Below are 25202 nucleotides of genomic sequence, written 5' to 3'. Positions count from 1 at the left end.
AGCTCTTAGTACAAGCTGTGTGAATTATCTTCAATGTGTTTGTTGGTAATCACGCCCCACATCTTGTAATAACACCAAGTGGTATAGATGAGGATCAATGGAACAAAGATACAGGCAGCAACCGTCATTACAGTCAGGGTATTTTTACTGGATACTGCATCCCACATGGTCAGACTCACTGTGGGATTCAAGCTGGATGGCATCAAGAACGGGAACAGGGCAAAACCGGCAGTTAGAATTGCACCGACGACTGCCAGAGATGAACCCAGGAAGCTCAAGCCAGCTTTGTTTTTACCTGCTGCCAGTACAATGATCAAGCCACCCAAAATGCCGGCAATAGGCGCTGCCATCGTGATTGGATAAGTCGAGTAGTTATTCATCCAGCCAGGATTGGCATTGGTCAGCACTTCTTTGGCGAGCGGGTTGGCAACACCATTGGTATCAAAAGGTGTAACCAGGGTATAGCCCTGAATACCACCAAAGTACAGCCAAGCGCCTGCAGCTAGGAAAGTTGCAAGGTAGACTAAGCCCATGATTTGTGTGGCTTTGGCAGAACGCTGACGTAGATCACCATCAGTACGCAGCATTAACCATGCACCACCATGTGCACACAGCATCGATAAACTGACCAGACCACACACAATTGCAAATGGATTGAGCAGGGCAAAGAAACTACCTGTATAGGTTGAACGTACAGTTTCATCTAAAGTAAAAGGTACACCCAGAAACATGTTGCCGAAAGCTACACCAAAGACCAATGCAGGCACTGCACCACCAATGGCCAGACCCCAGTCCCATGAATTACGCCATTTGGTATTTTCCAGTTTTGAGCGATAGTCAAAACCGACCGGACGTAAGAAAAGCGCAAACAGGACCAGTAGCAGGGCCCAGTACATGCCGGAGAAGGCAGTTGCATAGACCATTGGCCAGGCAGCGAATAACGCACCGCCGGCAGTAATAAACCAAACTTGGTTACCGTCCCAGTGCGGTGCAATAGTATTGATCGCTGCACGGCGCTCACTATCATTTTTGCCCACAAATGGCATGATCGCCATGGAGCCCATATCGAAGCCATCGGTGAGGGCAAAGCCAATCAGCAATACGCCGACCAGCACCCACCAAATGATTTTTAATAATTCATATTCGATCATGCTTGAGTCTCCCCATTTGCCTTCTCTGCAGCTGCAAGCTTTTCAAAATGGTATTTACCGGTATGCAGTGAGCTTGGGCCAAGACGTGAGAACTTGATCATCAGATACATTTCAATAATCAGTAACACGGTATAGAACGCTGCCAATGCCAAGATTGAACCCCAGACATCACCTGTGCTTAAGCTTGATGCTGAAAGATGCGTCGGTAATACCTCACCAATGGTCCAAGGTTGACGACCTACTTCTGCTACATACCAGCCGGTTTGCGCAGCAATCCAAGGCAGAGGAAGTGCAAATAATGCAAATTTCAATAACCATGGTTTGTTTTCAGCATTACGTTTGGCTACCGCAAAAGTTGCCAGTGCAAATAAAAGCAGCATCAGGAAGCCGGAAGCTACCATGGCACGGAAGGCCCAGAACAGACTTGGTACGTGTGGAATAGTGTCTTTAGCAGCCGCTTTGATTTGCTCATCAGAGGCATCAACGACATTTGGCGTGTATTTTTTCAAAAGCAGCCCGTAACCTAAGTCTTTTTGGCTTTCTTCAAAAGCGGTTTTCAGTTCTGGAGACTGATCACCAGCACGTAATTTTTCCAGTTGTGAATATGCCACCATACCATTACGGATACGCGCTTCGTGCTGAACCAGCAGGTCTTTAATACCTGTGACTTGTTCAGTCGTAGAACGTGTAGCAATCAGACCCATCACATAAGGAATTTTCACTGCATAATCTGTAGTCATGGTTTCCTTATTCGGAATACCGAACAAAGTAAATGGTGCAGGCGCAGGGTGGGTATCCCATTCGGCTTCAATTGCTGCCAGTTTGGTTTTCTGTACATCACCCAGCTCATAACCTGATTCATCCCCCAGTAAAATCACCGAAAGTGTAGAAGCAAGGCCGAAGATGGCTGCGATGGCAAAAGAACGGCGTGCAAAGGGCAGGTCACGTTTTTTCAGCATGTAATAACTTGAAATGGCCAGTACAAAAATAGCCCCTGTGACATAACCTGCAGATACGGTATGTACGAATTTAACCTGAGCAACCGGGTTAAATATCAGAGCAGCAAAGTCCACCATTTCCATACGCATGGTTTCGTAGTTGAATACAGAACCAACCGGGTTTTGCATCCAGCCATTGGCGATCAGAATCCACAGCGCAGACATGTTCGAACCTAAAGCTACCAGCCAGGTCACTGCCAGATGTTGTACTTTGGACAGACGATCCCAGCCAAAGAAGAACAAGCCAATAAAGGTCGATTCAAGGAAAAAGGCCATTAAACCTTCAATTGCCAGTGGTGCACCAAAAATATCACCGACATAATGCGAGTAATAAGCCCAGTTGGTTCCGAACTGGAACTCCATGGTCAGGCCGGTGGTTACCCCTAAGGCAAAGTTAATACCAAACAGTTTTCCCCAGAACTTGGTCATGTCTTTATAGATTTCTTTGCCGGAAATCACATAGGTGGTTTCCATAATGGCAAGCAAAAAAGCCAGGCCTAAAGTCAGTGGAACAAAAATAAAGTGATACATCGCGGTCATGGCGAACTGGAACCGCGAGAGATCGACCACGCTTTCAGAAATCATCAACGTGTCTCCTGGATTTGGGAAGGATTGCCGGCGATACGCTCGGCGACTTGGTTATCAAAATTTTTAGGAATCGTAGGCGCATCAAACCAGATATTTTTAATTATCATCAGTAAAATAACCTTGATAATTAAAATAGCAGTTATTTCTCTAACCACTCTCTGGTTTAGATTTTTGGGAACTAAGCTCATTCGACTAAGCCTGTTATATGACTTGTTGTATATTATTAATCTATTGTAACTAAAAAATAAATAGACGATACAATTTAAATAAATATATATTTATAAGCATTTGAAAATAATAAATATATATTTATATGAGTTAAAATTTATTCTAATTAGTTTTTATTATTTTATGTAATTTTATTGGTTTTTAAATCCGACTAAAATGCTTATATTTATATATTTAAATGTAGATTATTTTAGTTGGATTAATGTTTTTTAATTTGATTAAAATGCTTGGTTTTAAAATAATGGGATAAATTAATCAAACTAAATTGGTTGGTTTTATAAGGGTTGAATATCAGTGTCACAATCTTTCTCATTTTATTTATATTGATAAAAAACACGCCAAAAAAAAAGAACATGCTGGAGGCATGTTCTTTTTAAGCTTTCTGAGGAGAGCAGAACTTAGAAGTCGTAACGTAAACCTAGAGATAGACCCATTGCATCTTCACCATCTGCACCACCTGTGATACCTGAAGTTTTTGTACTACGGCCTTGAGTCCATGGTGTCAAGTTAGAGTTTTCATCATTCAGTACAGTTGCCAAGTTTGCATATACACGTACTGCTTTGTCTAAACGATGTTCTACACCAAGTGCCAATAATGTTGCATTTGCATCATCTGCATCTACATCACGGTGGAACACTTGACCACGTAGATATGTTTTTGGCGCAAATTTATAGTCAGCAGCTACACCAAATACTTGAGCATCCGGATTATCAGCATCATTATCATGCGTTAAATACTGATATAAACCACCGAAGTTTAATTCTGGTGTAATTTTATATGCAGCTGCAACACGGAAGCCATCACGTTCGCCACGACTTGCATCTTCTTCATAGTGTTCATAAGCAGCAGCAAAATCAACCGGACCTTCTTTATAAGTTAAAGCTAAGTCATATGCTTTGCTTTTTTCCTTATCAGCCACTTCTGTTTCGCTGTGCAGAGATACAGCACCGATTACATTAAAACCGCTACCAAACTTTGGTGATTTATATTCAATCGTATTGGCATTACGTTCATCAAAACGTAAGTCACCCGCACGAGTTACGTTTCGGATATCACCTAATTGGTCACCAAAGAAGTTGACTGGACCACGCGCTACTTTAAATGGGCTGTCAAAGCGGCCTACACGTGCTTGGCCAAAGTCACCTTTTAAGCCAACGAAAGTATCACGCGTTGCGAAGTTAACACCATCATCTTCATCTTCAGCACCGCTAGCGAAGTTGATTTCTTGTTCGATTTGACCAAAAACAGTCATGCCATTTTCTAATTGTTGTTCAGCTTTAAAGCCTAGGCGTGAAGAGTTTGAAGAAAGACCTACTTCGTTATAATCTGCGCCATTATCAAGATAGTCTAAAGATACGTGTGCACGACCATACACTTTAACATCAGCTGCAGCTGCCATCACTGGTGTTAAAATTGTTGCCCCAACTGCCAATGCGCAAAGAGTTTTTTTCATGTGTAGCTCCAATAAGACTTGTTTGGTTCTAACAAGGGTGTTGTGGTAGCTTTGTTAAATTTTGCTACCGTCCTGTATTGGTGCTCAGTATCAATTACAAATAAGACAGTAAGATTAAGGAAATATTTCAAATCTGTTAAATGTTTCGTTTTGTAAAAATATGAATAGGTTGTGATCTTTCTTGAAAAGTTATTATTAATTAGTTGCTTAAGCTATTGTGTTTATGAGATTTCATAAAAAATTAGTATTATTCATTTTAGGCGATCGAAAAAAATGGAGCCGAGGCTCCATTTTTAGGTATTAAGAATAGCTTAAAGGGCAGCTTTAATTTTCTCAGCCAGCGCTTTGATTTTTTCCTGGTCGCCCATCTGTGCTGCATGTTTGCCCAGATTGTGCAAAGAGGTTGGAACGAGATGGAAATGTACGTGTGGTACGGTCTGACCCGCTGCGGCACCTGATAACTGCATCAGTACGATACCATCCACACCTAAAGCTTTTTCAATGGCTTTTGCAACTTTCTGTACGATCTGAATCGTATAGGCTGCAGCTTCAGGCGGTAGATCCAGTAAAGTAATTGCTGGAGTTTTCGGAACTACCAGAGTATGACCTTCTGCCTGAGGCATGATGTCCATAAATGCAAGAACTTGATCATCTTCATACACTTTTATCGCAGGAAGTTCACCGCGTAGTATTCGTGCAAAAATATTCTGATCATCATAAGTCATAAGTACATTCCTTGAGCGTTATTAAACTGAATTATTTACAGTTCAATTCTTTCTGACGATCTTTGATCGCGTCAAGACGTTGTTGCTCTTTTTCCGAGAATTTTGGTTTGGTTGTATAGCAATTGTCATTACCAAACTTGGCTTTTGCTTCAGGGTCTTTAAAACAGAAACCTTTAGACGCATAAATCACATCATGATCATTTTTTAATTTTTTGCACTCTTGTTCAGATGCAAGAACCGATGTTGAAGCCCCGAACAAAGTTGCAAAGCCAATCAATGCTGCAACAGAAAATTTCTTCATGAGAGTTTCCTCTGGGTTATCCACTATATGTGCCTGCCTATATAGCCACAATATGAGGTTTCGTTATCATTATTCAATGGCGAGATATTACTCGATGGTAATATTACTCCATGATTCATACATTTTCACAGCACTGGAAAAATCACTGTTTTTATCCGACAGGTCACTGGCTGCCTGAATCAGATTCTGGGTCAACGAGAGCACAGGCGCAGAAAGTTTGGCTTCACGTGCAAGGTCGATTGCGATACCTGTATCTTTGGCCAAGAGTGGCAGGGCAAAGGTTACAGGAAAGCTGCGGTTTAAAATACGCTGTGGCAATACGGTTTCAGTCACCATACTTTTACCACTTGAAGCATTAATGCAATCCAGTGCTTCATGCAGGTTTACCCCATGCGCTTTCAGTGTGGTAAAGCCTTCTGCGACGGCACACAGGTTTACAGCCATTAACATATTATTTACGGCCTTCACTGCAAAACCCGCGCCAGATTCACCGACATGCTTGATCAGCTTGCCAAAAGCCTGCATCGCAGGAAGGGCTTTTTCATAACCCTGCGCATTGCCGCCCACCATCACGGTTAAAGTGCCATTTTCAGCACCAATGGTTTGGCCGCTGACAGGTGCATCCAGAAAGATCACCCCGCGTTCAGCCAGTTGGACTGCCAGTTTTTGCGCGGAATCTGGTACTCCGCTGGTGCAGTCGACCCAGACTGAACCGGATTTAAGTGATAAATTTTCCAGAAGTTGTTCTACATCAGCGCTGGTTGGCAGGCAAGAAAAAATCACATCTGCCTGTACGGCCTGTTCCAGTGTGACGGCTTGGGTGCCATATTCAGCAGCATGTTGCTCTGCCTTGTTAAAGCTGCGGTTCCAGACATAGACCGTATCAAAATGCTTGGGTAAATGTGCTGCCATACGAAAACCCATTGCACCTAAGCCGATAAATGCCACTGACTGAATCATGCTGTACCCTCTGAATATGTTTAAATCTATTTAATATTTTTTCTGGTGCAGGGAATCTACACTAAGCATCAAGACGTGTAGAGCGCTGCATCAGCCAGGTCGTCATTTTTGGCCAGAATGTATTTGCCGTTTTCTGGTTCGACATGAGTCCAAGATGACCACCCGGTATAAGAGTAAACGTCTTATCCTGGCTACTTGTCAATTCCATCAAAGGCTTAGCTGACTGTTCTGTGACAATCTGATCGGTTTGACCTGCACCCACCAATAGGGAACAGCTGATATTTTTAAGATCAACGACACGACCATCTAAAGTGATAGAGCCCTGCTTTAAAGGATTTTGTAGCCATAAATGCAGCACCATGTCCTGATTGATCCCGCCTGGATAATCAATCATCTTGTTCAGGAAATTCCCCATAGTGGCATGTTCATAGACATCTTCGACATGATCCAGATTCAGCAAAAACTGCTTCTGGCTTTTAAGCCAGCCGATCGGGTCAAGTAACTTGAAGCCCAGAGCATTTACAATTCCCGGCGTATGAATATATTGCTTCGGGATCAGTCCTTGATGAATGGCCTGTTGCAGATTTTTATTTTTAGAAATCAGCTTATTGGTCGTAGAAAATAGTTTGCCGACACGTCCTGACGCATAACTGTCGATAGGGCTGCCCACCACGATCAGATTCTTGACATGTTCAGGTGAATGCAGGGCGGTATAGAGCGTGACAAATACACCAGCCATACTCCAGCCATGCAGGGAAATGAACTGACTGCCCGAATGCTTGCAGATGGTTTCAATAGATTGAGGAATGGCTGTATCAATAAAAGATAAAAAGTTCAGGTGGCGGTGCTTAAAGTTAAAACGTTTCCATTCCACCAGATAGACATCAAAACCGCTATGCTGAAAATGCTTGACCAGAGAGCGATAAGGATACAGATCATAGATATCCATATTAATCGCCAAGGGTGCGATGAAGACCAGAGGCTCCTTATATTTTTTCTCAGGTGAAGCGTAATAGCGAATCTTGCAAAACTCGGTGCCGGCAATATATTCAAAAGGGGTTTTTTGCGACAGGATCAGTGAGGAGGCATTAAACATCCGGGTGCTGAGGTGTTTCAATTTTTTTTGCTGGCGCTGAAAGTTTTGTTTTAACTGAATCATGTAAATAAAATATCCGTATCCGCGGGAGGATTGATCGAAGTCTAAGCAATAATCGCTTATTATGCCTTGACCTGAAATAGCTTAGGCGCTCAAAATGTTGGCAAATTTTTACAAAAGGCAGCCTTAGGGCTGAGGTAAAGCGATGAGCCAGCAAGACGATATTTCTTACCAATTAGAAACTTTAGCCATTCGTACCGGTCATACCCGCACTTTTGAAGGTGAGCATGGCGAACCGATTTTTCTAACATCGTCCTTTGTTTATGAAAATGCGGCAGAAGCCGCAGCTAAATTCTCAGGCCAGGAACCGGGCAATATCTATTCTCGCTTTACCAATCCGACCGTTGCCATGTTTGAAAAGCGTCTGGCTGCACTTGAAGGTGCAGAGCGCGCCGTCGCCACCAGTTCGGGTATGGCAGCCATTATGGCAGTGATGATGGCTTTTTTAAAAGCGGGCGATCATGTGATCTGTTCACGTGCAGTCTTCGGTTCTACGGTTTCCATGTTTGAAAAATATGTCGCAAAATTTGGCGTTAGTGTTGATTTTGTCGATCTAACCGATCTTGATGCATGGAAAAATGCCATTAAACCTGAAACCAAAATTCTCTTTGTTGAATCTCCATCGAATCCTTTAGCAGAAGTAGCCGATATACAGGGACTCGCCGATATTGCGCATGCCAATAATGCTTTACTGGCGATTGATAACAGCTTCTGTACACCGGTGTTACAACAACCACTCAAATTTGGTGCAGATCTGGTGGTGTATTCTGCGACTAAATATCTCGATGGCCAAGGCCGTGCGCTAGGTGGTGCTGTCGTAGGTAATCACAAGTTACTAGAAGAAATCTTCGGTTATGTGCGTACCACCGGCCCGTCAATGAGCCCATTCAATGCCTGGGTTTTCCTGAAAGGCTTGGAGACACTACGTTTGCGTATGCGTGAACATTCAGCAAGTGCTCAACAACTGGCTGAATTTTTGAATCAGCATCCAAAAGTAGAAAAAGTATATTATGCGGGCCTGCCTGAGCATGTCGGTCATGAACTGGCAGCAAAACAGCAGAGCGGTTTTGGCGGTATTGTGTCTTTTGAAGTGAAAGGTGGCCGTGAGGAAGCATGGACTGTCATCGACAATACCCAGTTTATCTCGATTACCGGTAATCTGGGCGATGTGAAATCGACCATTACCCATCCGGCAACCACGACACACGGTAAATTGTCGCCTGAAGCCAAAGAAGCTGCCGGTATTCGCGAAGGTTTGATTCGCGTATCTGTTGGTTTGGAAGAGATTGGTGATATTATCCAGGATATTCGTCGCGGTTTAGACCTGATTTAATTTTATAAATTTATGTTCGGAGATATTTATGAACATTAACATGTTGATGCAGCAAGCTCAGCGCATGCAGAAAGAAGTTGAAAACAACGTAAAAAAAGCCAAAGAAGAGCTTGCACAAACTGAAGTGCATGCCGAGGCGGGCGGTGGTCTTGTTAAAGTGACCATGACTTGCCGTAACGTGGTGAAACGTATTGAAATCAACCCTGAGTTGCTTCAGGATGATCCAGACATGATTGAAGACCTGATTGCAGCGGCAATGAATGATGCTGCACGTCAGGCAGAAGTAGTATCTGACGAAAGAATGAAAGCAGCAAACTCAGGTATGGGTTTACCGCCTGGTCTTGCAGGTATGTTCTAAGGAAGAATGCGCAATGTTTAGTGATCGTTTTGATCAACTCGTTCAAGCATTACGCATTTTGCCAAGCGTTGGGCCAAAATCGGCTCAACGTATGGCATTGCATATGATCATGAAAAATCGTGAAGGTGCTATTGGTCTGGCGCATGCGCTGACTGAGGCAACCAATCACATTCATGAATGTTCAGTCTGCCATTCTCTGACCGAAGATGAAGTCTGCAATATCTGTACTTCGCTGGATCGTGATGATGAGCTGCTCTGTGTAGTGGAATCACCTGCAGATGTCATGGCGATTGAGCAAAGTGGCAGCTTCAGAGGTAAATATCATGTATTGGGTGGTCATTTATCGCCACTCGATGGTATTGGACCGGAAGAAATCGGTATTCCGTACTTGTTACATCGTTTGGCCAATGGTCAGGTGAAAGAAGTGATTCTGGCAACCAATGCCACGGTAGAAGGACAAGCCACGGCACATTATCTGGTTGAGGCCAGCAAGCATTTACCGATCCACATGACCCGAATTGCCCAAGGCGTACCACAAGGCGGAGAACTAGAATATGTCGATAGTCATACCTTGAGTCAGGCCGTGCATAACCGGATGCGCATGAAGTAAGTTCAGCTTAAATATCTTGTTAGTTTTAATATAAAAAAGATATTAATTAGATTATAAACCTTGATAAATGACCACCATTTTTTAGGAAATAGGACAGAATTGGCGTTATTTTTTATACAAAAATTCTATAGATCAGTTAATATGGATCTATCGAGAATCTAATCTTAGACTCAGTTCTATGTTTCAATTTATTCAACATCAACACGACTTAACTCATGTACTGAAGCTGATGGATCAGAATTCAGTTTATGGGCTGGATACCGAGTTTATCAAGGTGGATACCTTATGGCCTAAGCTGGGTGTTTTTCAGATTAACGTAGACAGCAAGGTCTATTTGTTGGATGGAACCACGCTGGATCTGACTGAGTTCCTCAATAAAATTTTTAACGCGCAGCAGAATATTTTTCATGCCTGTAGTGAAGATATCGACCTGATCTATCACTATACCCAGAAGAAATCGCTGAGTAATGTGTTTGATACCCAGGTCGGCATGTCATTTTTGGGGCATGGTCTGCAAGTCAGCTATCAAAATGCGCTGAAGCAGATGCTGGAAGTTGATATCGAAAAAGACCAGACCCGTTCTGACTGGCTGGCGCGTCCACTCAGTTCCGAACAGTTGCTGTATGCTGCCAATGATGTGCATTATCTGGTGCAACTGTCAGAAAAAATCAAACAGGATCTGGATTCGAAAGATCTTCTGGATTTTGCTTTGCAAGATTGCCGTTTTCTGACTCAGGAAATTGGCGAAGATACTCCAACCGCCTTGTTGTATCAGGATGTCGGCAATTACCGGCATTCACGCCGTCAGCTGATGCAATTGCAGCAATTAATGGTCTGGCGTGATCAGATTGCCAAAGCACTAAATCAGCCACGCAGTTTCATTTTAAAAAATGCCAGCATGATTGATCTGGTGGAAAAATTCCCGCGCAATAATTTCCAGCTGAGTCATGTGAAAGACATTCGTTCGAATGTGGTTCGTGAGCATGGCAAAACCATTTTAGATTTACTGAAATTCCTGCCGGAGCCGGCAAATTGGCCTTTACGTCTGGCACGTCCAATTCGCCATTCTTCCAAAGATATTGGCGAAAAAATTGATTCAATTATTCAGAACGTGGTCAATGAAACCTCGATTCCGAAAGAAGTCCTGATGCGCAAGAAATGGCTGAATGCCTTGTATCAGCATGTAGTCTTTCATAAGGACGAGCAGGATCTGCCGGATTATCTACTCGGTTGGCGCTATGAGTTATTAACTCAGCCACTGATTCAGGTATTGCATCAGGATGAATCTTATCTGTCTACCCAGATGAAAGTCAGCGAGTGATTAGCTACAGGAATGGTTAAAGAAAAAGCAATTATACAAAATCACGACTGATGCATGAGATGTGGCTAATGTTTCTGTCTTTTTTTTGATGTATCCTTGCGGTTGTTTTTCCAGAAAAGTCGTTTGAAATATGCAAGTGTCTATCTACAAATCCAGCAAAAAAAGTGAAATGTATCTGTATGTGGCGCGTCCTGCGAATGAAAGCGAAGCTGAAACATTCGAACCTTTAAGCGTATTGACTGAAGCAGTACAGGCAGCATTTGGACGTGCGACTTTTGTCATGCATCTTGAATTAAGCGAATCACGTAAACTGGCACGTGCCAATGTCTTGCATGTCATGGATTCTATTGAAACTCGCGGTTTCTTCCTGCAAATGCCGCCAGAAGGCTTGATTGATCCAAACGCTGTAGCACCAGAAGGCTTGCGTGGTGCTTAATGTTGATTCAGGAGTTGTGAAATGAATGGTTATGTGGCTGTATTAGACTCAATTCCTGAACAGAGCATTGCCGTTGCAGTTTATCTGCTTGGCAGCCTGATTGCTTTATGGTGCTGGTATGGTGTAACCAAGCGTCTGCCTAAACCCATGGGCGGTTTTTTGTGGATTGTAGCCTTTGCCATTCTGCTGACACCGACGGTATCCGAGGGGGCGAATGCGTCCATTGCACCTGCGATTTTCGGTCTGTTATTTGGGGTGTTGACCAAAGAGCAATCCCTAGTTTGGATTAATGCGTCACTTATTTTATTTGTCATTGGGATTGGATCTGTGATTGGCTATTGCTGGTCGACTTATGTGTCGAACAAAAGCAATATTCGTGTTCACGAGAAAAGTTCACCGCTGTAAGTAAAAAATAAGGTTCAATCATGTCTGCTGATATTCAACAATTTTCAGGTACCGATCAGTACATCGCGACTGACAGTTTAAAGCTTGCGGTGAAAGCTGCACGCAGTTTGCAAAAACCATTGCTGGTCAAAGGTGAGCCGGGTACAGGTAAAACTTTACTGGCCGAGCAAGTCGCAGAAAGTCTGGGTTTGAAGCTGATCACCTGGCACATCAAGTCCACCACCAAAGCGCAACAAGGTCTGTATGAATACGATGCTGTATCGCGCCTGCGTGACAGTCAACTTGGTGATGACCGTGTCTATGACATCAAGAATTACATCAAGCCGGGGAAACTGTGGGAAGCATTTACCAGTGAAGAGCGCTGTGTCCTGCTGATTGATGAAATTGACAAGGCAGACATCGAGTTTCCAAATGACTTGCTGCATGAACTTGATAAAATGTCGTTCTATGTGTACGAGACTGGCGAAACCATTACCGCAACCCAGCGTCCGATCGTGATCATTACCTCGAATAACGAAAAAGAATTGCCGGATGCTTTTTTACGCCGTTGTTTCTTCCACTATATCGAATTCCCGGATGAAGCCACCATGCGTGAAATCATCGATGTGCATTTTGAGAATATCTCTGCAACATTGGTGAATGAAGCCTTGCAGGTATTCTTCAAACTACGCCAGATTCCGGGTTTGAAAAAACCACCTTCAACTTCTGAACTGATCGACTGGCTCAGACTGCTCATGGCTGACGACATGCCGGAAGATATTCTGCGCAATACCGACAAATCCAAATCGATTCCACCCTTATACGGCGCATTGATTAAAAACGAGCAGGATGTGCAGTTACTTGAACGTCTAGCCTTTATGTCACGTCGTTAAGGGAGAAACACGCATGTTTGTGCGACTGTTTTATACCTTACGCAAATACGGCGTGCCGGTATCGACCCGCGAATTGATTGACCTGAATCAGGCGGTTGCTGCAGGACTGGTCTTTGCCGATCAGGACGAATTCTATCAGCTCGCCAAAACCGTGATGGTCAAGGACGAGCGTTATTTTGATAAGTTCGACCGCGCCATGAAAGACTATTTTGATGGTATTCAAACCTTCGATATTGATGAACTTCTCAATCAGATGCATAAACTGCCTAAAGACTGGTTTGATCTGGAGCTTCTCGAAAAACATCTAACCCCGGAGCAGCGCAAAGAGCTGAAAAAAGCCGGATCGCTGGAAGAACTGATGAAAATGCTGGAAGAGCGTCTGCGCGAACAGCATAAAAAACATCAGGGCGGTAACAAGATGATTGGTACCGGTGGCACTTCACCTTTTGGTGCCTATGGCGATCATCCTGAAGGTGTGCGTATTGGCGGACCGGGGCGTAAGCGTTCTGCGGTGAAAGTCTGGGAACAGCGTCAATACCGCAATCTGGACGATGAGCAGATTCTGGGAAGTCGCCAGATGCAGATGGCATTGCGCCGTCTACGAAAATTTGCCCGTCAGGGTGCAGCAGAAGAGCTGGATATTGACGGGACGATTCGTGAAACGGCCAAGCAGGGTATTCTGGATGTACAACTGGTGCCCGAGCGTCGTAATCGTATCAAAGTACTGATGCTATTTGATGTTGGCGGTTCGATGGATGCGCATATTGCCCAGTGTGAAAAGCTATTCAGTGCTGCGAAAACCGAATTCAAAACCCTGGAATATTTTTATTTCCATAACTGTCTGTACGACTATGTATGGAAAGACAATGTCCGTCGTTCCAGTTCACGTATGAATACCTGGGATTTGTTCAATACCTATGGCCGCGATTATCGCGTGATTGTGGTCGGCGATGCCAGTATGGCACCGTATGAGCTGAATTCTGTCGGTGGTTCGGTTGAATATATGAATGATGAGACGGGACAGGTCTGGTTACAGCGCCTGCGTCAGCATTTTGATAAAACCGCCTGGCTGAATCCGGAAGAAGAAAAATACTGGCATTACACCCATACCATTGGTCTGATCCAGCAAATATTTGAAAATCATATGTTTCCAATGACGCTGAAAGGCATTGAAGACATGACCAAATATCTGGCGCGTTAATTCCATTTATCTATAAGTGACTTTAGTTAGAGTTATTAGTGATTTCAAACAAATTATTTTAGTATAAAGTCACTCATTATCTCTTATTTAAAATTTCAGGCATCATTATGGCTCATCAAATTAATGGTATTGCGTTACCGAATGAAGAGGGTTTTTTTGGTCAATATGGCGGTCAGTTTATTCCACCCGATCTGAAACAGGCCATGGATGATATTAATGTGGCCTATCAGGAAATTCGTCAGACTGAAGAATTTCAGAATGAATTGAAAGACCTATTTGCTCATTATGTCGGTCGTCCAAGTCCACTATTTCATGCCAAACGTCTTTCTGAACAGCTCGGTGGAGCCCAGATTTATTTGAAACGTGAAGATCTGAACCATACTGGCGCGCACAAGATCAATCATTGTCTGGGTGAAGCTTTACTTGCGAAATATATGGGCAAGACCAAAGTCATTGCAGAAACCGGTGCCGGCCAGCATGGTGTTGCTTTGGCAACTGCATGTGCCTTGGTGGGTATCCCATGTGAAATTCATATGGGGCAAGTGGATATTGAAAAAGAGCATCCAAACGTCGTCAAGATGAAAATTCTGGGTGCCAAGCTGATTTCTGTGACTCGCGGTACAGCCACACTCAAAGATGCAGTCGACAGTGCTTTTGAAGAATATTTAAAAGACCCGAAAAACTACATCTATGCCATTGGTTCGGTAGTCGGGCCGCACCCATTCCCGATGATGGTACGTGATTTCCAGTCGATTATTGGTGATGAGATTAAAGTTCAGGCCAATGAGCGTTTTGGTGCAAATCCTGACTATGTTGTTGCCTGTGTCGGTGGGGGTTCCAATGCAGTTGGCGCATTCACTGCATTTTTAAATGAACCAGATGTGAAACTGGTAGGCGTTGAGCCGGCAGGTCATGGTCTGGATACTGACAAGCACTCAGCAACATTAACTTTGGGTAAGCCGAGCCAGTTACACGGGATGGCCTGTTATGTGCTAGAAGATGAACAAGGCGAACCTTTACCAGTGCATTCAATTGCTTCTGGTCTGGACTATCCAGGAGTAGGCCCGCAGCACAGTCTGTTAAAAGATCTGGGACGGGTAGAGTACACTACAGCAACTGATCAGGAATGTCTGGATGCATTTATGACCCTTTCACGCGTTGAAGGCATTGTGCCTGCACTGGAAAGTTCACATGCAGTAGCTTGGGCCATTCGTGAAGCGGGTAAATTGCCAAAAGATACCAAGATTGTGGTGAACTTATCAGGTCGTGGTGATAAAGACTCAGATTACGTCGCAGAAAAATTAGGTCTCAACTGATTTTATTCAAAATGTTCATATAAAAAATCCCGGTACACGTACCGGGATTTTTTATGCATCAGATATAAAACTTTATCTTGTATCATTTAAGTGATCTTCAAATGCCTTAGAGAAAGCTAGATGATATTTTAACCTGAGATATATTGCTGTAACTGTTCAATTAATTTGCGTTGGTCATCCATGGCCGCTTTGACCAAATCCCCAATTGAAATCAAACCGATCAGTTTTTCATGTTCGACCACAGGTAAGTGGCGTAGGTGGCGTTCAGTCATCAGAGATAAACAGTCTTCTACGCTATTAGCTGTATTTACGGTAATCACTTTAGAGGTCATGATCTCATTAACAGTGGTGTCGAATGAGGTTCTTTGCATCAGCGCGATCTTACGCGTGTAATCTCGCTCTGACAAAATCCCCACCACGTTGTCTTCATGGGTTACCACAAGCGCCCCGATTCCTTTATCTGCCATCAAGGTGATGGCCTCTAAAACGGTAGAATCTGGACGGATGGTATAAATAGCTTGATGCATTTTTTCACTGAGCACCTGTGCCACATTGGTCATGCTTAATCATCCTTATTGGTTAATTTATTATTAATCCTAGAGTATGTATTCAACCTGAACATCTCTAAGTGTTTAGGTTTTAGCCTTTATAAATAGCATGTTATTTAAGCAATGTGCAGTCTTTGTTGCGAAAAAAACAGATGACGCATCTGTGCAGCAGTCAGTTTGAGTTTGGTTCCATTGGTGTTGAACAGGGCTGGCGTAACATTCAGTCGCGACAGGGTCGGCAATAATGCATTTTCAAAATCTTCAGAATTGATTTTACGCGGGATGTAATCCGGCCAATGCTGCTGGGCATAATTTTTAGCATCCAGCGGATTGAGCCAGAATGGGAAGATACAGTCTTCCTGGTCACGCATCATCGCCCAGCCTTGGTGATATGCGCCCCATAGCTCGCCACAATTCATCAAAGATTTAAGCATCGTGATCTTTAACAGAAAGTTTTTGCAGATCGGATCAATTTGAATAATTTTTCGTGGTTTCATTAGAATAAAGTGCTATTGGAGTTCAGGCTCTATTCTAGGAACTTTATATGAAATTACTGTTTCAGCTTTGCAAGGATTCGTAAGAAAATATGTATTGATTGCTATTTATTGAAAAAAGGGCTGAAAAAAACGCCACCTAGGTGACGTTTCTTTATGCTTGCATGGTGGCCATGTTTTGCCAGTACTGGGCTTTGAGTGAATCTCGTTCTACACGGAAACCTTGATAATAAAGTTCTGCTAAAAAGAGCGCTGCTTTACCATGGCCTGCACGAGCGGCTTCTTCAAGCTGTTTTACCGCATCAGCAAAGTTCATTTGCGATTGAATGGTATTCACGGCATCTGCGTACAGATGTTCCAGATCGTGTTGAGAGAGTTGTTGTATCATATAAAAACTCCTTAATTTTAATTATGATTACAGGATAGACTATTTAGTCTAAATACAAATATAAATTAGTATTGTTAAACTAATATTACAAAATAATGGAAAAGTCAACTATTCGATTTTATTTGTTTACTTCAGTTATAGTTTAACTGATTAAACTATACACAACTATAAATATTATTAAGCTACATTGTAAATTGATAGCAAACAATAAGGAGAAGGCCATGATGACAAGAACTTTAGATGGTGTGAAATTTGATATGCCTCCGACTGCAGGTCAAATTATGGAACTTGCCGATTTGCATCGTAAAAAACTCGATCAAGCTATATTCAGTAAATATACCCATCTAGGCGATTATGGGCTGGCACAACGTAAAGAAGTCTACGACTTTACCCGGGCGCTGGACGAAAACCAGCGTGAGCAGTTTTATAAACTCTATAATGGTGAGCTGGTCCGCATTGCAGATGAGGATCGCTTACATCCGCCTGAAGCAGAAGCCGGTTTAAGTAAATTTGCAATTGCACTGGTATTGCTTGTTGTTGCATTGGTGCTGTATTCAACAATTATTACTAGAATAATGAATTAATGCCCAAAATAGCAGGATTCAGCTCTTGTGAATATTCAGTGCGCTGACTTGAACTTATGTAACTGCGACCATACACTACCTCTAACCTGAGGTAGTGTATGTCTATAGATACAGAAAAACTAAGCCAATTTTTCAGCAGAATCAAACTGGAACAGATTTATAACAGTGTGGTTATTTTTATTATTGCGGTCATTCTACTTTTAGCCGCATTTGCTTTATATCGACCGCTTAGCCTTTCCCAAGTCACCCAGATTCAACAACTGTCTAAACAGCAAAACCTTCCCCGAACCCAAGATATGGCACTCGCCTTGTTAGAGCAGCAGCATATCCGTCGTGGGCAGTACCTTAAATTGATGCAGGCTTATCAGCAGGAATCGCTTCGGGCACGTCAGCTTCCGCCGGTCTCTGTGGAGATGCCTTAGGCATAGGATTTGTTGGTAAGTAATAATTGGCATCCATTAAATTCTGTTCCAAACGCATTTTCAAAGCATTTTGATCCAGTTCTTTATTGACAACGACCAGGGTTAAGCGATCAGGATGAAAATGCTTGCGCACTGCATTTTGTACATCTGCCGCTGTGATTTTAGCCAGGCGTTCTGGATAACTGGATAAATAATCAGTTTGCTCACTATAAAAACCCATATTGCCTAGCTGGGCATTAATGGTGGCATTACTGCTGTAATTATTAGGAAAAGCACGTAACATGCCTGCTTTGGTTTCTTCCAGACGCTGAGTGTCAATAGGTTGGCTGACAAAGTGGATAAATGCTTGATGTGCGACCTGAATGCTGTCTAGCAGTTGATCCTGACGCGTGGAATACTTAAAGCTGAATACGCCGGGTGCCTGACTAAAGCTCAATGAACTATAAGCGCCATAAGTAAAACCACGTTTCACCCGTAGTTCCTGCATCAATACTGCATTAAATCCGCTACCGCCAAACATGCGATTGGCGACTTCTAAAGCCAGTTTATCTTCAGTAAAGCGGGTTGGGCCTAAATGCCCAAAGGTGACATGCGCCTGAGACGAGTTATAGGGTAGATGTACCACTTCAAAACCAGATTGAATTTCAGGCTGTGGCAATGCTTCTGCTTTTTGCCCTTGAGGTAAGTTGCCGGCAATTCGTTCAGACAGTTCGAGTGCCTGTTTCGGGCTGAGTTTGCCAGTAATGGCAATATTCATATTTTGCGCCACCAAAAACTGATCACGAAATTTTTTCAATAATTCTGCATTAATTTTCTTGGTGCTGCCTTGGGTGCCGCTGATTGGTTCTGCATAAGGGTGCTGACCATATAAAGCGCGATAAAAACGGATATCCATGAGTCGGCTTGGATTTTCCTGCAGCTGTTTTTGTCCCACTTGGGTATTGCTTAAAGCCAGATTAATGCTGGATGGTTTAAATGATGCATTCTTGAGAACCTCCATCAGCATGCCCAATGCGGGTTCCAGTTTTTCCGGGTCTGAAAGCGTACGCAGACGAACCACAAACATATCCCGATAGGCTTGTACGCTGAATTGTGCTCCGGTTTGGTCAAAAACTTCCGCCACCTGATTGGCGCTATATTTGTCGGTTCCTTCACGCATCAACTTGGCTGCCATATTGGATAGACCATATAGGCCTTTGGCAATTTCCTGATCACGGGCCGAACCGGCATTAAAGGTCAGCTGGATATCTACCATGGGAAGATCTTGCGTTTCAACAAACAGCGTGCGTACTTTGTAGCGATTATTTAGATCATGAATATAAGGCGCCTGAAAATCCCGTTGCTGATTAATATTTTTTAAGCTTTGCAGCAAAGGGATAGACTGTAACTGACTCGGATTATCATTTTGGTTAGGCTGGGGATCCAGATAGTTTTCTGCATGGGTAGCCGAGCTAAGACTTAAAATTGAAATAAGCAAAAATGAACGAAGTTGAAGCATTATAATCCCCGTTGCTGGGTGTTTTGTTCAGGAGAGAGATAAAGCGTGCTGAGATTTTCACGTACAAAATAGGCGTTGGCGACACGCTGGATATCCTGAACGCTGACACTTTCAAAGTGTTTCGGTAATTCATCCATCAGGCGATAACTCAAGCCATTGACCTCTAGATTTCCAATCATTTTGGCTTGTCCGGCAATATCATCCTGGCTATAGATCAAATTGGAAATAAAGCGGGTACTGATACGATCCACTTCCTGTTGGGTCATCGCTGTAGTTTTAAGTAAATCCACTTCATCCTGAATTGCTTGTTGTGCTTCTTGCAAAGAGATGCCCGGCGCAGGTAAGGCAGAAATACCAAACAGGCTGTCGCCGCGATTATAGGGATCATAAGAAACGCTGACAGAGGTCAGAATTTTACGATCACGTACCAATCGGTCTTGCAGGCGCGAAGAAATGCCACTGTCCAAAAGACTGCGAATAATGGTCAAGGCATAAGCATCTTGGGGGTTTTTGGCAGTGCCAAGGGATTTTACATTCCAGGTCATGTACAGATTGGGCACCTGAACATTGCTATTGATCTCCATATGGCGATAACCCAAACGCTCAAACTCCAGTACGTCATTGCGCGCCGGTGTTGGACGTGCGGGAATGTCAGCAAAATATTTTTGTACCTGAGCCAAAGCAGCTTCAGATTCTACATTCCCCACAATCACCAGAATGGCATTATTCGGACTGTACCAATCCCGGTACCATTTTTTGACATCATTCAACTGAATATTATTCAGAGTTTTCATGTGTCCAATCACCGGCTGGCGATAATGACTGGTCGGATAACTGACCCATTTAAACCGTTCAAATGCTTGCGCCCGCGGATTGTCATCGGTACGCTGGCGCCGTTCTTCCATGACGACTTTAATTTCTGGCTCGAAGTCCTGCTGCCGCAATAATAAATTGCTCATACGGTCAGACTCAAGTTCCAGGGCCATAGGAAAATAGGCCTTAGGATACAGCTGATAATAATTGGTGTAATTGGTAAAGGTGGCCGCATTGATACTGCCGCCATAAATCCGGCTCAGACGGGTAAATTCGTCATTTGGCACTTTATGAGTGCCTTTGAACATCATATGTTCAAGCGCATGTGATACCCCCAGAATATTTCCGGATTCATCACTACTGCCGACTTTGTACCAAATTTGTGTCATTACCATGGGCGCACGATGGTCTTCCCGAATAATGACTTTTAAACCGTTACTTAAAGTGGTTTCAAAAGTAGTCCGTGACAATTCGCTTCGGGTTTGTGCCTGAACCGAGTTAAAACTCAGGCTAAGCAAGACTGCTGCACCGAGTGGATAAAGCGTCTGTTTGATCATTTGCGAGAAAGAGGAGATAGTCAAAAAGGTGATGAACACTAGATCTCCTGAAATAGGCGTTTGTATTTAGAGTTATTTTTAATAAATGCGTGCTTGAAAGCAACCGAGAGCTGTAGCTTTTTGGTATGTTTGTCCAGCATTTGCATTGCTAGCTGCAAAGCAGGCAAGTTATGGTAGAATCTGGGTTTTTAACGCAATGCTTTTCAAGGATTCGGCATGCAACAGCAATCTAATGGGCAAAACAAATTTTTGATTGATGCTGATATCGGAGATGATGATGTCACATTACCGAGCTTACCTGCGGTCAATGTGCCTATCGTAGAAACGCCAAGCGAAACAGCTGTAGTTTCTGCACCTGTCGAAACAGAAACTGAAAATGAAGATTCTGCGGCGAAAGGTGGCTTCTTTAGCCGTATGAAAGTGGGTTTAACCAAAACCCGTAAAAACCTTGCCGATGGGATGGTAAATATCCTGATCGGTGGTAAAGAAATTGATGATGAATTATTAGAAGAAGTCGAAGAGCAGCTTCTGGTAGCAGATATTGGCGTGGAAGCAACCAAGACCATTATCGCTAACCTGACTGAACGTACGGCACGTGGTGATTTGATCTACTCGCATTCACTCTATAAAGCGCTTCAGGAAGAACTGGTGGCTTTATTAGCACCACGGGTAAAACCGCTGCACATTGATCCAAACAAATCGCCTTATGTGATTCTGGTGGTTGGTGTAAATGGTGTCGGTAAAACGACTACCATTGGCAAGCTGGCAAAACGTTTGCAAGGTGAAGGCAAGACCGTCATGTTGGCAGCAGGTGATACTTTCCGTGCGGCTGCAACTGAACAGCTACAGATCTGGGGTGAGCGTAATAATATTGCGGTTGTTGCTCAGGGTCATGGTGCTGACTCAGCTTCAGTGATTTTCGATGCTTTTGAAAGTGCGCGTGCCAAAGGTGTAGATGTATTGATTGCAGACACAGCGGGTCGTTTGCATAACAAAGGCCATTTGATGCAGGAATTGACTAAAGTAAAACGTGTGATGCAGAAAATTGATGCCACTGCACCGCATGAAGTGATGTTGGTGGTCGATGCCGGTACTGGCCAGAATGCCATTAATCAGGTCGAGATGTTTGATGAGGCGGTAGGCTTGACGGGCTTAACTATTACCAAACTTGATGGGACTGCCAAAGGTGGTGTACTGTTTAATATCGCCAGTCGTACTCATGTGCCGATTCGCTTTATTGGTGTCGGTGAAAAAATTGATGACTTGCGTCCATTCTCTGCCAAATCTTTTGTTGCTGCATTATTTGAAACTGAAAAATAAATAATGCGCAATGCTTCACATAAACTCCGCCAAGTGCGGAGTTTATTGTTTTTAGCCAGTTCGAGTGTTGTAAAAACCGACAGTAAAACCACCACTAAATCTGCCTATCTTAATAAAGGCCTTATAATTATAGGGGATTCTCTAAGCTGATTTGGCTTGTTTTTTGTGGGGTAGAAAATGGCATTGCTAAATAAGATTGGTCAGGTATTAACAAGCGATATAACCAAGGATTTTAAATTTTCAAGAAAAAATAAACTGAATGATGATTTAGAATTGACTTTTGTCGATCAATTGAAAAAGCGCCGTAGTATCGATCAACTCGGTAAGCGGGTACATTCTAGTCAGGCTTATCTTGGCGAAATCATTCAGGAAGCAGTGCGGAGTTGTCCTTCGGCTTATGATTCTCAAACTACGCGCATTGTGGTGTTATTCGCAGATTCTCATCATCAATTCTGGGAAATTGTGAAACAGGTACAGCGTCAGCATATGCCGGCATATATTTACGAAGGGATGGAAATCAAGTTGAATCAATGTGCTGCTGCCTATGGCACGGTTTTGTTTTATGAAGATCAAGCCGTGATTCAACAATTGCAAAAGAAAATGCCATTAAATAGTGAGGATTTTCCAGCGTGGTCGGAACAAACTTCCGGTATGGCGCAATTTGCTGTGTGGATGACGCTGGCAGATTCTGGTTTGGGAGCATCCTTGCAACATTATAATCCACTGATTGATGAAAGGGTCGCAGAGCATTTTCAGATTGAAAAGAACTGGTTATTACGCGCACAACTTTGCTTTGGGTCAATTGAACAAACAGTAGAAGCAAAATTACAAAAACCGGATCAGCACCGTTTCAAAGTATTTAATTAAAAGTTTATAGAGAACTTTATATGTGACAGCATGGAAGCTGCGGATAAAATCAGATACAAATACGCTACCCAGATCTAAATCTGATTGTTCTATAAATAAAACACATTGTTATCGAAATGCACCTGTCTTGGGTGCTTAAAGCACGTAGTATGACTTTATCGATTTTTTAATAATCAAAATATATAGAGGTGAATTCATGGCATTTTTAGATCAAATCAAACAACGCCGTAGCATTTATTCAATTGGAAAAAATGTAGAGCTGGATCAAGCAGAAATTGAGAAAATCATTAAAGATGCGGTGAAGCACAGTCCGTCATCTTTTAACTCGCAAACCTCGCGTGTGGTGATTTTATTTGGTCAATCACATGATACTTTCTGGCATATTGTACGTGAAACTTTACGTGATCTGGTTTCAGCAGATGCATTTGAATCAACCAATAGCAAGATCAATGCTTTTGCTGCAGGTTATGGTACCGCACTGTTTTATGAAGACCAGAACGTGGTGAAGTCGATGCAGGAGCAGTTTGCACTTTATGCCGATAACTTCCCGGTCTGGTCTGAGCATTCTTCTGCTATTGCACAGTTTGCAACCTGGACCGCTTTGGCAGAAAGAAATATTGGTGCTTCATTACAGCACTACAATCCAATTATTGATGAAGAAGTCGCACAAACTTTCGAGATTCCATCTCACTGGAAACTTCGCGCTCAACTGGTATTTGGTTCGATTGAAGCTCCTGCAGGTGAAAAAACCTTTATGGATGATGCAGAGCGCTTTAAGACTTTTGCATAAATGATTTTAGATCATAAAAAAAAGAAGCAATTTGATGCTTCTTTTTTTTATGTCTTAGAGTTGTATTTGAATATGATGGGGTATATTTAGCCAAATAAATGCTAAGAACACAGGCTGTATCGCTCCAGCCTTTGTCATAAGATTGTCATTTAGACGCGGCATAGTGCAGCTAATTTTTAATAAACAACCAAAAATGAGTAAAGGATATGGGTTTACGTATTGCGGCAACTGCAGCAGTGTTTCTGTTTAGCACACCAGTTTTTTCGGCAGTGACCGTCACAGTACCTGAAGAAATAAAAATTGTTGCCGTAAATGATCAAGAGGTGAACTCGGGTCTATTACGTTCTAATCAGACTTATAGCTTGGATGCAGGTGTAAATGCGATCAGCGTACGCTATAACGAATTTTTCCAGCATTCAGACAATTCACATGACATTTTAAAGTCAGGTGTGGTTACGGTAAAAACACCAAGCCTTAAAGATGGTGAAACTTACCGTTTAGCACTTATTCAGGCGCCTAAAGATTTTGATGCAGCGCAAAAATATAAAAATCAGCCCATTATTGGGCTATATGATGCAAAAAATCAGCTCCTAGTCCAGCAGACGGGCGCTAAAGATGCAGCGAAACCATGGTTTGGAAATCGCGTGTTGACTAAAAAATTAGATATGACGACTCAAGTTGCGACACCAGTTCATCAACCGGCAGCTGTATATACTCAGTCAGCAGACCAGAATGATCAGCAGCTGATTCAATTATGGCAAAAGGCTTCTAAAGCTGAGCGTCAAAAATTTATGACTTGGCTGGCTGAGCAGGCAAATTAAAATATTTTGATGAAGAATCAAAAAGATCACCATTAGGGTGATCTTTTTTTATGAGATGAGGGCTGGAAAATTAACATTTGCTTAAACTTTTCATGCGGAATTAGCTAGAAAAACGCAAAAAAAGTGTTAAAAATAGCTTTTTAGATTAAAAAATAAACGTATGGTTGGTTTTTTTGGATATTTTTAAGAAAATCCCTTGCGCTCGTTTTGAAACTGTATAGAATACGCAGCACACCAACGCAATGCATGAAACGAAACGTTAAATAATTGGGTTGGAGCTTGAAACTGACGAGGTTTTAAGAAGATCATTAAGAGATTATGAAGAACAACTTGTGTGGATTTTTACTGGTTGATTGATCGAAATTATTTTCATTGATTGATGGTAGAAATTACTCGAAGTTTATTTGAGAAATATTTGTCAGAAAATTGATGAGCCAAGATTGGTGCCCTTTAAGGTGCTACATAGTATTAAACTGAAGAGTTTGATCATGGCTCAGATTGAACGCTGGCGGCAGGCTTAACACATGCAAGTCGAGCGGGGGAAGTTGCTTCGGTAACTGACCTAGCGGCGGACGGGTGAGTAATGCTTAGGAATCTGCCTATTAGTGGGGGACAACATCTCGAAAGGGATGCTAATACCGCATACGTCCTACGGGAGAAAGCAGGGGACCTTCGGGCCTTGCGCTA

Annotated in this window: 28 protein-coding genes and 1 rRNA gene; 16 read left to right on the top strand and 13 right to left on the bottom strand. The window is 42.8% G+C overall.

Annotation, left to right across the window (positions count from 1 at the left end):
• Positions 1-5: 5 nt before the first annotated feature.
• The 8 genes from cydB to AC1P5O_RS02670 form a co-directional block, all read right to left on the bottom strand.
• The gene (gene cydB / locus AC1P5O_RS02705; protein WP_348942136.1) at positions 6-1151 is read right to left on the bottom strand and encodes a cytochrome d ubiquinol oxidase subunit II; all 1146 of its coding nucleotides are present in this window, start codon (positions 1149-1151) and stop codon (positions 6-8) included.
• Entirely contained in the window at positions 1148-2734 is a 1587-nt protein-coding gene (locus AC1P5O_RS02700) for a cytochrome ubiquinol oxidase subunit I (protein ID WP_348942135.1), read from the bottom strand. The genes cydB and AC1P5O_RS02700 overlap by 4 nt, the downstream gene beginning before the upstream one ends.
• A complete protein-coding gene (gene cydP / locus AC1P5O_RS02695; RefSeq protein ID WP_004645265.1) occupies positions 2734-2925 on the bottom strand; it encodes a cytochrome oxidase putative small subunit CydP in 192 nt (63 codons plus the stop codon). Before cydP ends, AC1P5O_RS02700 begins: the two co-directional genes overlap by 1 nt.
• 438 nt (positions 2926-3363) lie before the next feature.
• Positions 3364-4419: a porin gene (locus AC1P5O_RS02690; protein WP_348942134.1), complete on the bottom strand. Its 1056-nt coding sequence runs from the start codon at positions 4417-4419 to the stop codon at positions 3364-3366.
• Positions 4420-4730: 311 nt separating this feature from the next.
• The gene (locus AC1P5O_RS02685) at positions 4731-5144 is read right to left on the bottom strand and encodes an HIT family protein (RefSeq protein WP_222112182.1); all 414 of its coding nucleotides are present in this window, start codon (positions 5142-5144) and stop codon (positions 4731-4733) included.
• A gap of 31 nt (positions 5145-5175) precedes the next feature.
• Complete coding sequence (locus AC1P5O_RS02680) at positions 5176-5445, bottom strand: YARHG domain-containing protein (protein ID WP_004278704.1); 270 nt, start codon at positions 5443-5445, stop codon at positions 5176-5178.
• Between the two features lie 87 nt (positions 5446-5532).
• Entirely contained in the window at positions 5533-6405 is an 873-nt protein-coding gene (locus AC1P5O_RS02675; RefSeq protein ID WP_348942133.1) for an NAD(P)-dependent oxidoreductase, read from the bottom strand.
• 61 nt (positions 6406-6466) lie between these two features.
• On the bottom strand, positions 6467-7564 hold the full coding sequence (locus AC1P5O_RS02670) for an alpha/beta fold hydrolase (protein WP_348942132.1): 1098 nt from the start codon (positions 7562-7564) through the stop codon (positions 6467-6469).
• Positions 7565-7706: 142 nt separating this feature from the next.
• Here AC1P5O_RS02670 and AC1P5O_RS02665 point away from each other — a divergent pair, with 142 nt between their 5' ends.
• From AC1P5O_RS02665 to trpB, 9 genes are all read left to right on the top strand, one after another.
• Positions 7707-8894: an O-succinylhomoserine sulfhydrylase gene (locus AC1P5O_RS02665; RefSeq protein WP_005266235.1), complete on the top strand. Its 1188-nt coding sequence runs from the start codon at positions 7707-7709 to the stop codon at positions 8892-8894.
• Positions 8895-8922: 28 nt separating this feature from the next.
• Entirely contained in the window at positions 8923-9252 is a 330-nt protein-coding gene (locus tag AC1P5O_RS02660) for a YbaB/EbfC family nucleoid-associated protein (protein WP_004278699.1), read from the top strand.
• Positions 9253-9265: 13 nt separating this feature from the next.
• Positions 9266-9862 carry a recombination mediator RecR gene (gene recR, locus AC1P5O_RS02655; RefSeq protein ID WP_005266236.1) on the top strand — a complete coding sequence of 199 codons (597 nt, stop codon included), beginning with the start codon at positions 9266-9268 and terminating at the stop codon, positions 9860-9862.
• Between the two features lie 178 nt (positions 9863-10040).
• Positions 10041-11183, top strand: coding sequence for a ribonuclease D (locus AC1P5O_RS02650; protein ID WP_005266237.1), 1143 nt, complete (start codon positions 10041-10043; stop codon positions 11181-11183).
• 136 nt (positions 11184-11319) lie between these two features.
• Complete coding sequence (locus AC1P5O_RS02645; RefSeq protein WP_318270476.1) at positions 11320-11619, top strand: YcgL domain-containing protein; 300 nt, start codon at positions 11320-11322, stop codon at positions 11617-11619.
• Positions 11620-11640: 21 nt separating this feature from the next.
• Entirely contained in the window at positions 11641-12024 is a 384-nt protein-coding gene (locus tag AC1P5O_RS02640; RefSeq protein ID WP_005106668.1) for a hypothetical protein, read from the top strand.
• Between the two features lie 20 nt (positions 12025-12044).
• Positions 12045-12896 carry an AAA family ATPase gene (locus tag AC1P5O_RS02635; RefSeq protein ID WP_005266238.1) on the top strand — a complete coding sequence of 284 codons (852 nt, stop codon included), beginning with the start codon at positions 12045-12047 and terminating at the stop codon, positions 12894-12896.
• A 13-nt stretch (positions 12897-12909) separates the two neighbouring features.
• Positions 12910-14097, top strand: a complete 1188-nt coding sequence (locus tag AC1P5O_RS02630) for a vWA domain-containing protein (RefSeq protein ID WP_005266239.1) — start codon at positions 12910-12912, stop codon at positions 14095-14097.
• A 107-nt stretch (positions 14098-14204) separates the two neighbouring features.
• Positions 14205-15413, top strand: a complete 1209-nt coding sequence (gene trpB / locus AC1P5O_RS02625) for a tryptophan synthase subunit beta (protein WP_004278689.1) — start codon at positions 14205-14207, stop codon at positions 15411-15413.
• 128 nt (positions 15414-15541) lie between these two features.
• Here the strand turns inward: trpB and AC1P5O_RS02620 are convergent, their stop codons facing one another.
• The 3 genes from AC1P5O_RS02620 to AC1P5O_RS02610 form a co-directional block, all read right to left on the bottom strand.
• A complete protein-coding gene (locus tag AC1P5O_RS02620) occupies positions 15542-15973 on the bottom strand; it encodes a CBS domain-containing protein (protein ID WP_348942130.1) in 432 nt (143 codons plus the stop codon).
• 104 nt (positions 15974-16077) lie between these two features.
• Positions 16078-16458, bottom strand: a complete 381-nt coding sequence (locus AC1P5O_RS02615; RefSeq protein ID WP_004278687.1) for a DUF2750 domain-containing protein — start codon at positions 16456-16458, stop codon at positions 16078-16080.
• Between the two features lie 151 nt (positions 16459-16609).
• Complete coding sequence (locus AC1P5O_RS02610; protein WP_004278686.1) at positions 16610-16843, bottom strand: SEL1-like repeat protein; 234 nt, start codon at positions 16841-16843, stop codon at positions 16610-16612.
• 221 nt (positions 16844-17064) lie between these two features.
• On the opposite strand from AC1P5O_RS02610, the gene AC1P5O_RS02605 reads away from it, so the two are divergent.
• Together AC1P5O_RS02605 and AC1P5O_RS02600 are read left to right on the top strand one after the other, a co-directional pair.
• Positions 17065-17427, top strand: coding sequence for a hypothetical protein (locus AC1P5O_RS02605; RefSeq protein ID WP_004731237.1), 363 nt, complete (start codon positions 17065-17067; stop codon positions 17425-17427).
• Between the two features lie 98 nt (positions 17428-17525).
• Entirely contained in the window at positions 17526-17849 is a 324-nt protein-coding gene (locus AC1P5O_RS02600) for a hypothetical protein (protein ID WP_004278682.1), read from the top strand.
• Here AC1P5O_RS02600 and AC1P5O_RS02595 read toward each other — a convergent pair.
• Both AC1P5O_RS02595 and AC1P5O_RS02590 read right to left on the bottom strand, forming a co-directional pair.
• Positions 17773-19347, bottom strand: a complete 1575-nt coding sequence (locus tag AC1P5O_RS02595; protein WP_253160776.1) for a M16 family metallopeptidase — start codon at positions 19345-19347, stop codon at positions 17773-17775. The genes AC1P5O_RS02600 and AC1P5O_RS02595 overlap by 77 nt on opposite strands.
• Complete coding sequence (locus tag AC1P5O_RS02590; protein WP_004278680.1) at positions 19347-20756, bottom strand: M16 family metallopeptidase; 1410 nt, start codon at positions 20754-20756, stop codon at positions 19347-19349. Before AC1P5O_RS02590 ends, AC1P5O_RS02595 begins: the two co-directional genes overlap by 1 nt.
• 177 nt (positions 20757-20933) lie before the next feature.
• Between AC1P5O_RS02590 and ftsY the strand changes: the two genes are divergently transcribed.
• From ftsY to AC1P5O_RS02565, 5 genes are all read left to right on the top strand, one after another.
• Positions 20934-22037 carry a signal recognition particle-docking protein FtsY gene (gene ftsY, locus AC1P5O_RS02585; protein WP_004278679.1) on the top strand — a complete coding sequence of 368 codons (1104 nt, stop codon included), beginning with the start codon at positions 20934-20936 and terminating at the stop codon, positions 22035-22037.
• A 177-nt stretch (positions 22038-22214) separates the two neighbouring features.
• On the top strand, positions 22215-22904 hold the full coding sequence (locus AC1P5O_RS02580) for a nitroreductase family protein (protein ID WP_039901820.1): 690 nt from the start codon (positions 22215-22217) through the stop codon (positions 22902-22904).
• Between the two features lie 196 nt (positions 22905-23100).
• A complete protein-coding gene (locus tag AC1P5O_RS02575) occupies positions 23101-23694 on the top strand; it encodes a nitroreductase family protein (RefSeq protein WP_004278677.1) in 594 nt (197 codons plus the stop codon).
• Between the two features lie 206 nt (positions 23695-23900).
• Entirely contained in the window at positions 23901-24515 is a 615-nt protein-coding gene (locus AC1P5O_RS02570; RefSeq protein WP_004282324.1) for a DUF2057 family protein, read from the top strand.
• Between the two features lie 470 nt (positions 24516-24985).
• Positions 24986-25202: ribosomal RNA gene (locus AC1P5O_RS02565) — 16S ribosomal RNA — on the top strand; the annotation flags it as partial.

Source organism: Prolinoborus fasciculus (assembly GCF_056724605.1).
This window is presented reverse-complemented; position numbering and strand designations above follow the sequence as displayed.

Coding starts and splice junctions, on each gene's coding strand:
- cydB (WP_348942136.1), bottom strand. CDS start 1,151: ATGATCGAATATGAATTATTAAAAATCATTTGGTGGGTGCTGGTCGGC.
- AC1P5O_RS02700 (WP_348942135.1), bottom strand. CDS start 2,734: ATGATTTCTGAAAGCGTGGTCGATCTCTCGCGGTTCCAGTTCGCCATG.
- cydP (WP_004645265.1), bottom strand. CDS start 2,925: ATGAGCTTAGTTCCCAAAAATCTAAACCAGAGAGTGGTTAGAGAAATA.
- AC1P5O_RS02690 (WP_348942134.1), bottom strand. CDS start 4,419: ATGAAAAAAACTCTTTGCGCATTGGCAGTTGGGGCAACAATTTTAACA.
- AC1P5O_RS02685 (WP_222112182.1), bottom strand. CDS start 5,144: ATGACTTATGATGATCAGAATATTTTTGCACGAATACTACGCGGTGAA.
- AC1P5O_RS02680 (WP_004278704.1), bottom strand. CDS start 5,445: ATGAAGAAATTTTCTGTTGCAGCATTGATTGGCTTTGCAACTTTGTTC.
- AC1P5O_RS02675 (WP_348942133.1), bottom strand. CDS start 6,405: ATGATTCAGTCAGTGGCATTTATCGGCTTAGGTGCAATGGGTTTTCGT.
- AC1P5O_RS02670 (WP_348942132.1), bottom strand. CDS start 7,564: ATGATTCAGTTAAAACAAAACTTTCAGCGCCAGCAAAAAAAATTGAAA.
- AC1P5O_RS02665 (WP_005266235.1), top strand. CDS start 7,707: ATGAGCCAGCAAGACGATATTTCTTACCAATTAGAAACTTTAGCCATT.
- AC1P5O_RS02660 (WP_004278699.1), top strand. CDS start 8,923: ATGAACATTAACATGTTGATGCAGCAAGCTCAGCGCATGCAGAAAGAA.
- recR (WP_005266236.1), top strand. CDS start 9,266: ATGTTTAGTGATCGTTTTGATCAACTCGTTCAAGCATTACGCATTTTG.
- AC1P5O_RS02650 (WP_005266237.1), top strand. CDS start 10,041: ATGTTTCAATTTATTCAACATCAACACGACTTAACTCATGTACTGAAG.
- AC1P5O_RS02640 (WP_005106668.1), top strand. CDS start 11,641: ATGAATGGTTATGTGGCTGTATTAGACTCAATTCCTGAACAGAGCATT.
- AC1P5O_RS02635 (WP_005266238.1), top strand. CDS start 12,045: ATGTCTGCTGATATTCAACAATTTTCAGGTACCGATCAGTACATCGCG.
- AC1P5O_RS02630 (WP_005266239.1), top strand. CDS start 12,910: ATGTTTGTGCGACTGTTTTATACCTTACGCAAATACGGCGTGCCGGTA.
- trpB (WP_004278689.1), top strand. CDS start 14,205: ATGGCTCATCAAATTAATGGTATTGCGTTACCGAATGAAGAGGGTTTT.
- AC1P5O_RS02620 (WP_348942130.1), bottom strand. CDS start 15,973: ATGACCAATGTGGCACAGGTGCTCAGTGAAAAAATGCATCAAGCTATT.
- AC1P5O_RS02615 (WP_004278687.1), bottom strand. CDS start 16,458: ATGAAACCACGAAAAATTATTCAAATTGATCCGATCTGCAAAAACTTT.
- AC1P5O_RS02610 (WP_004278686.1), bottom strand. CDS start 16,843: ATGATACAACAACTCTCTCAACACGATCTGGAACATCTGTACGCAGAT.
- AC1P5O_RS02605 (WP_004731237.1), top strand. CDS start 17,065: ATGATGACAAGAACTTTAGATGGTGTGAAATTTGATATGCCTCCGACT.
- AC1P5O_RS02600 (WP_004278682.1), top strand. CDS start 17,526: ATGTCTATAGATACAGAAAAACTAAGCCAATTTTTCAGCAGAATCAAA.
- AC1P5O_RS02595 (WP_253160776.1), bottom strand. CDS start 19,347: ATGCTTCAACTTCGTTCATTTTTGCTTATTTCAATTTTAAGTCTTAGC.
- ftsY (WP_004278679.1), top strand. CDS start 20,934: ATGCAACAGCAATCTAATGGGCAAAACAAATTTTTGATTGATGCTGAT.
- AC1P5O_RS02580 (WP_039901820.1), top strand. CDS start 22,215: ATGGCATTGCTAAATAAGATTGGTCAGGTATTAACAAGCGATATAACC.
- AC1P5O_RS02575 (WP_004278677.1), top strand. CDS start 23,101: ATGGCATTTTTAGATCAAATCAAACAACGCCGTAGCATTTATTCAATT.
- AC1P5O_RS02570 (WP_004282324.1), top strand. CDS start 23,901: ATGGGTTTACGTATTGCGGCAACTGCAGCAGTGTTTCTGTTTAGCACA.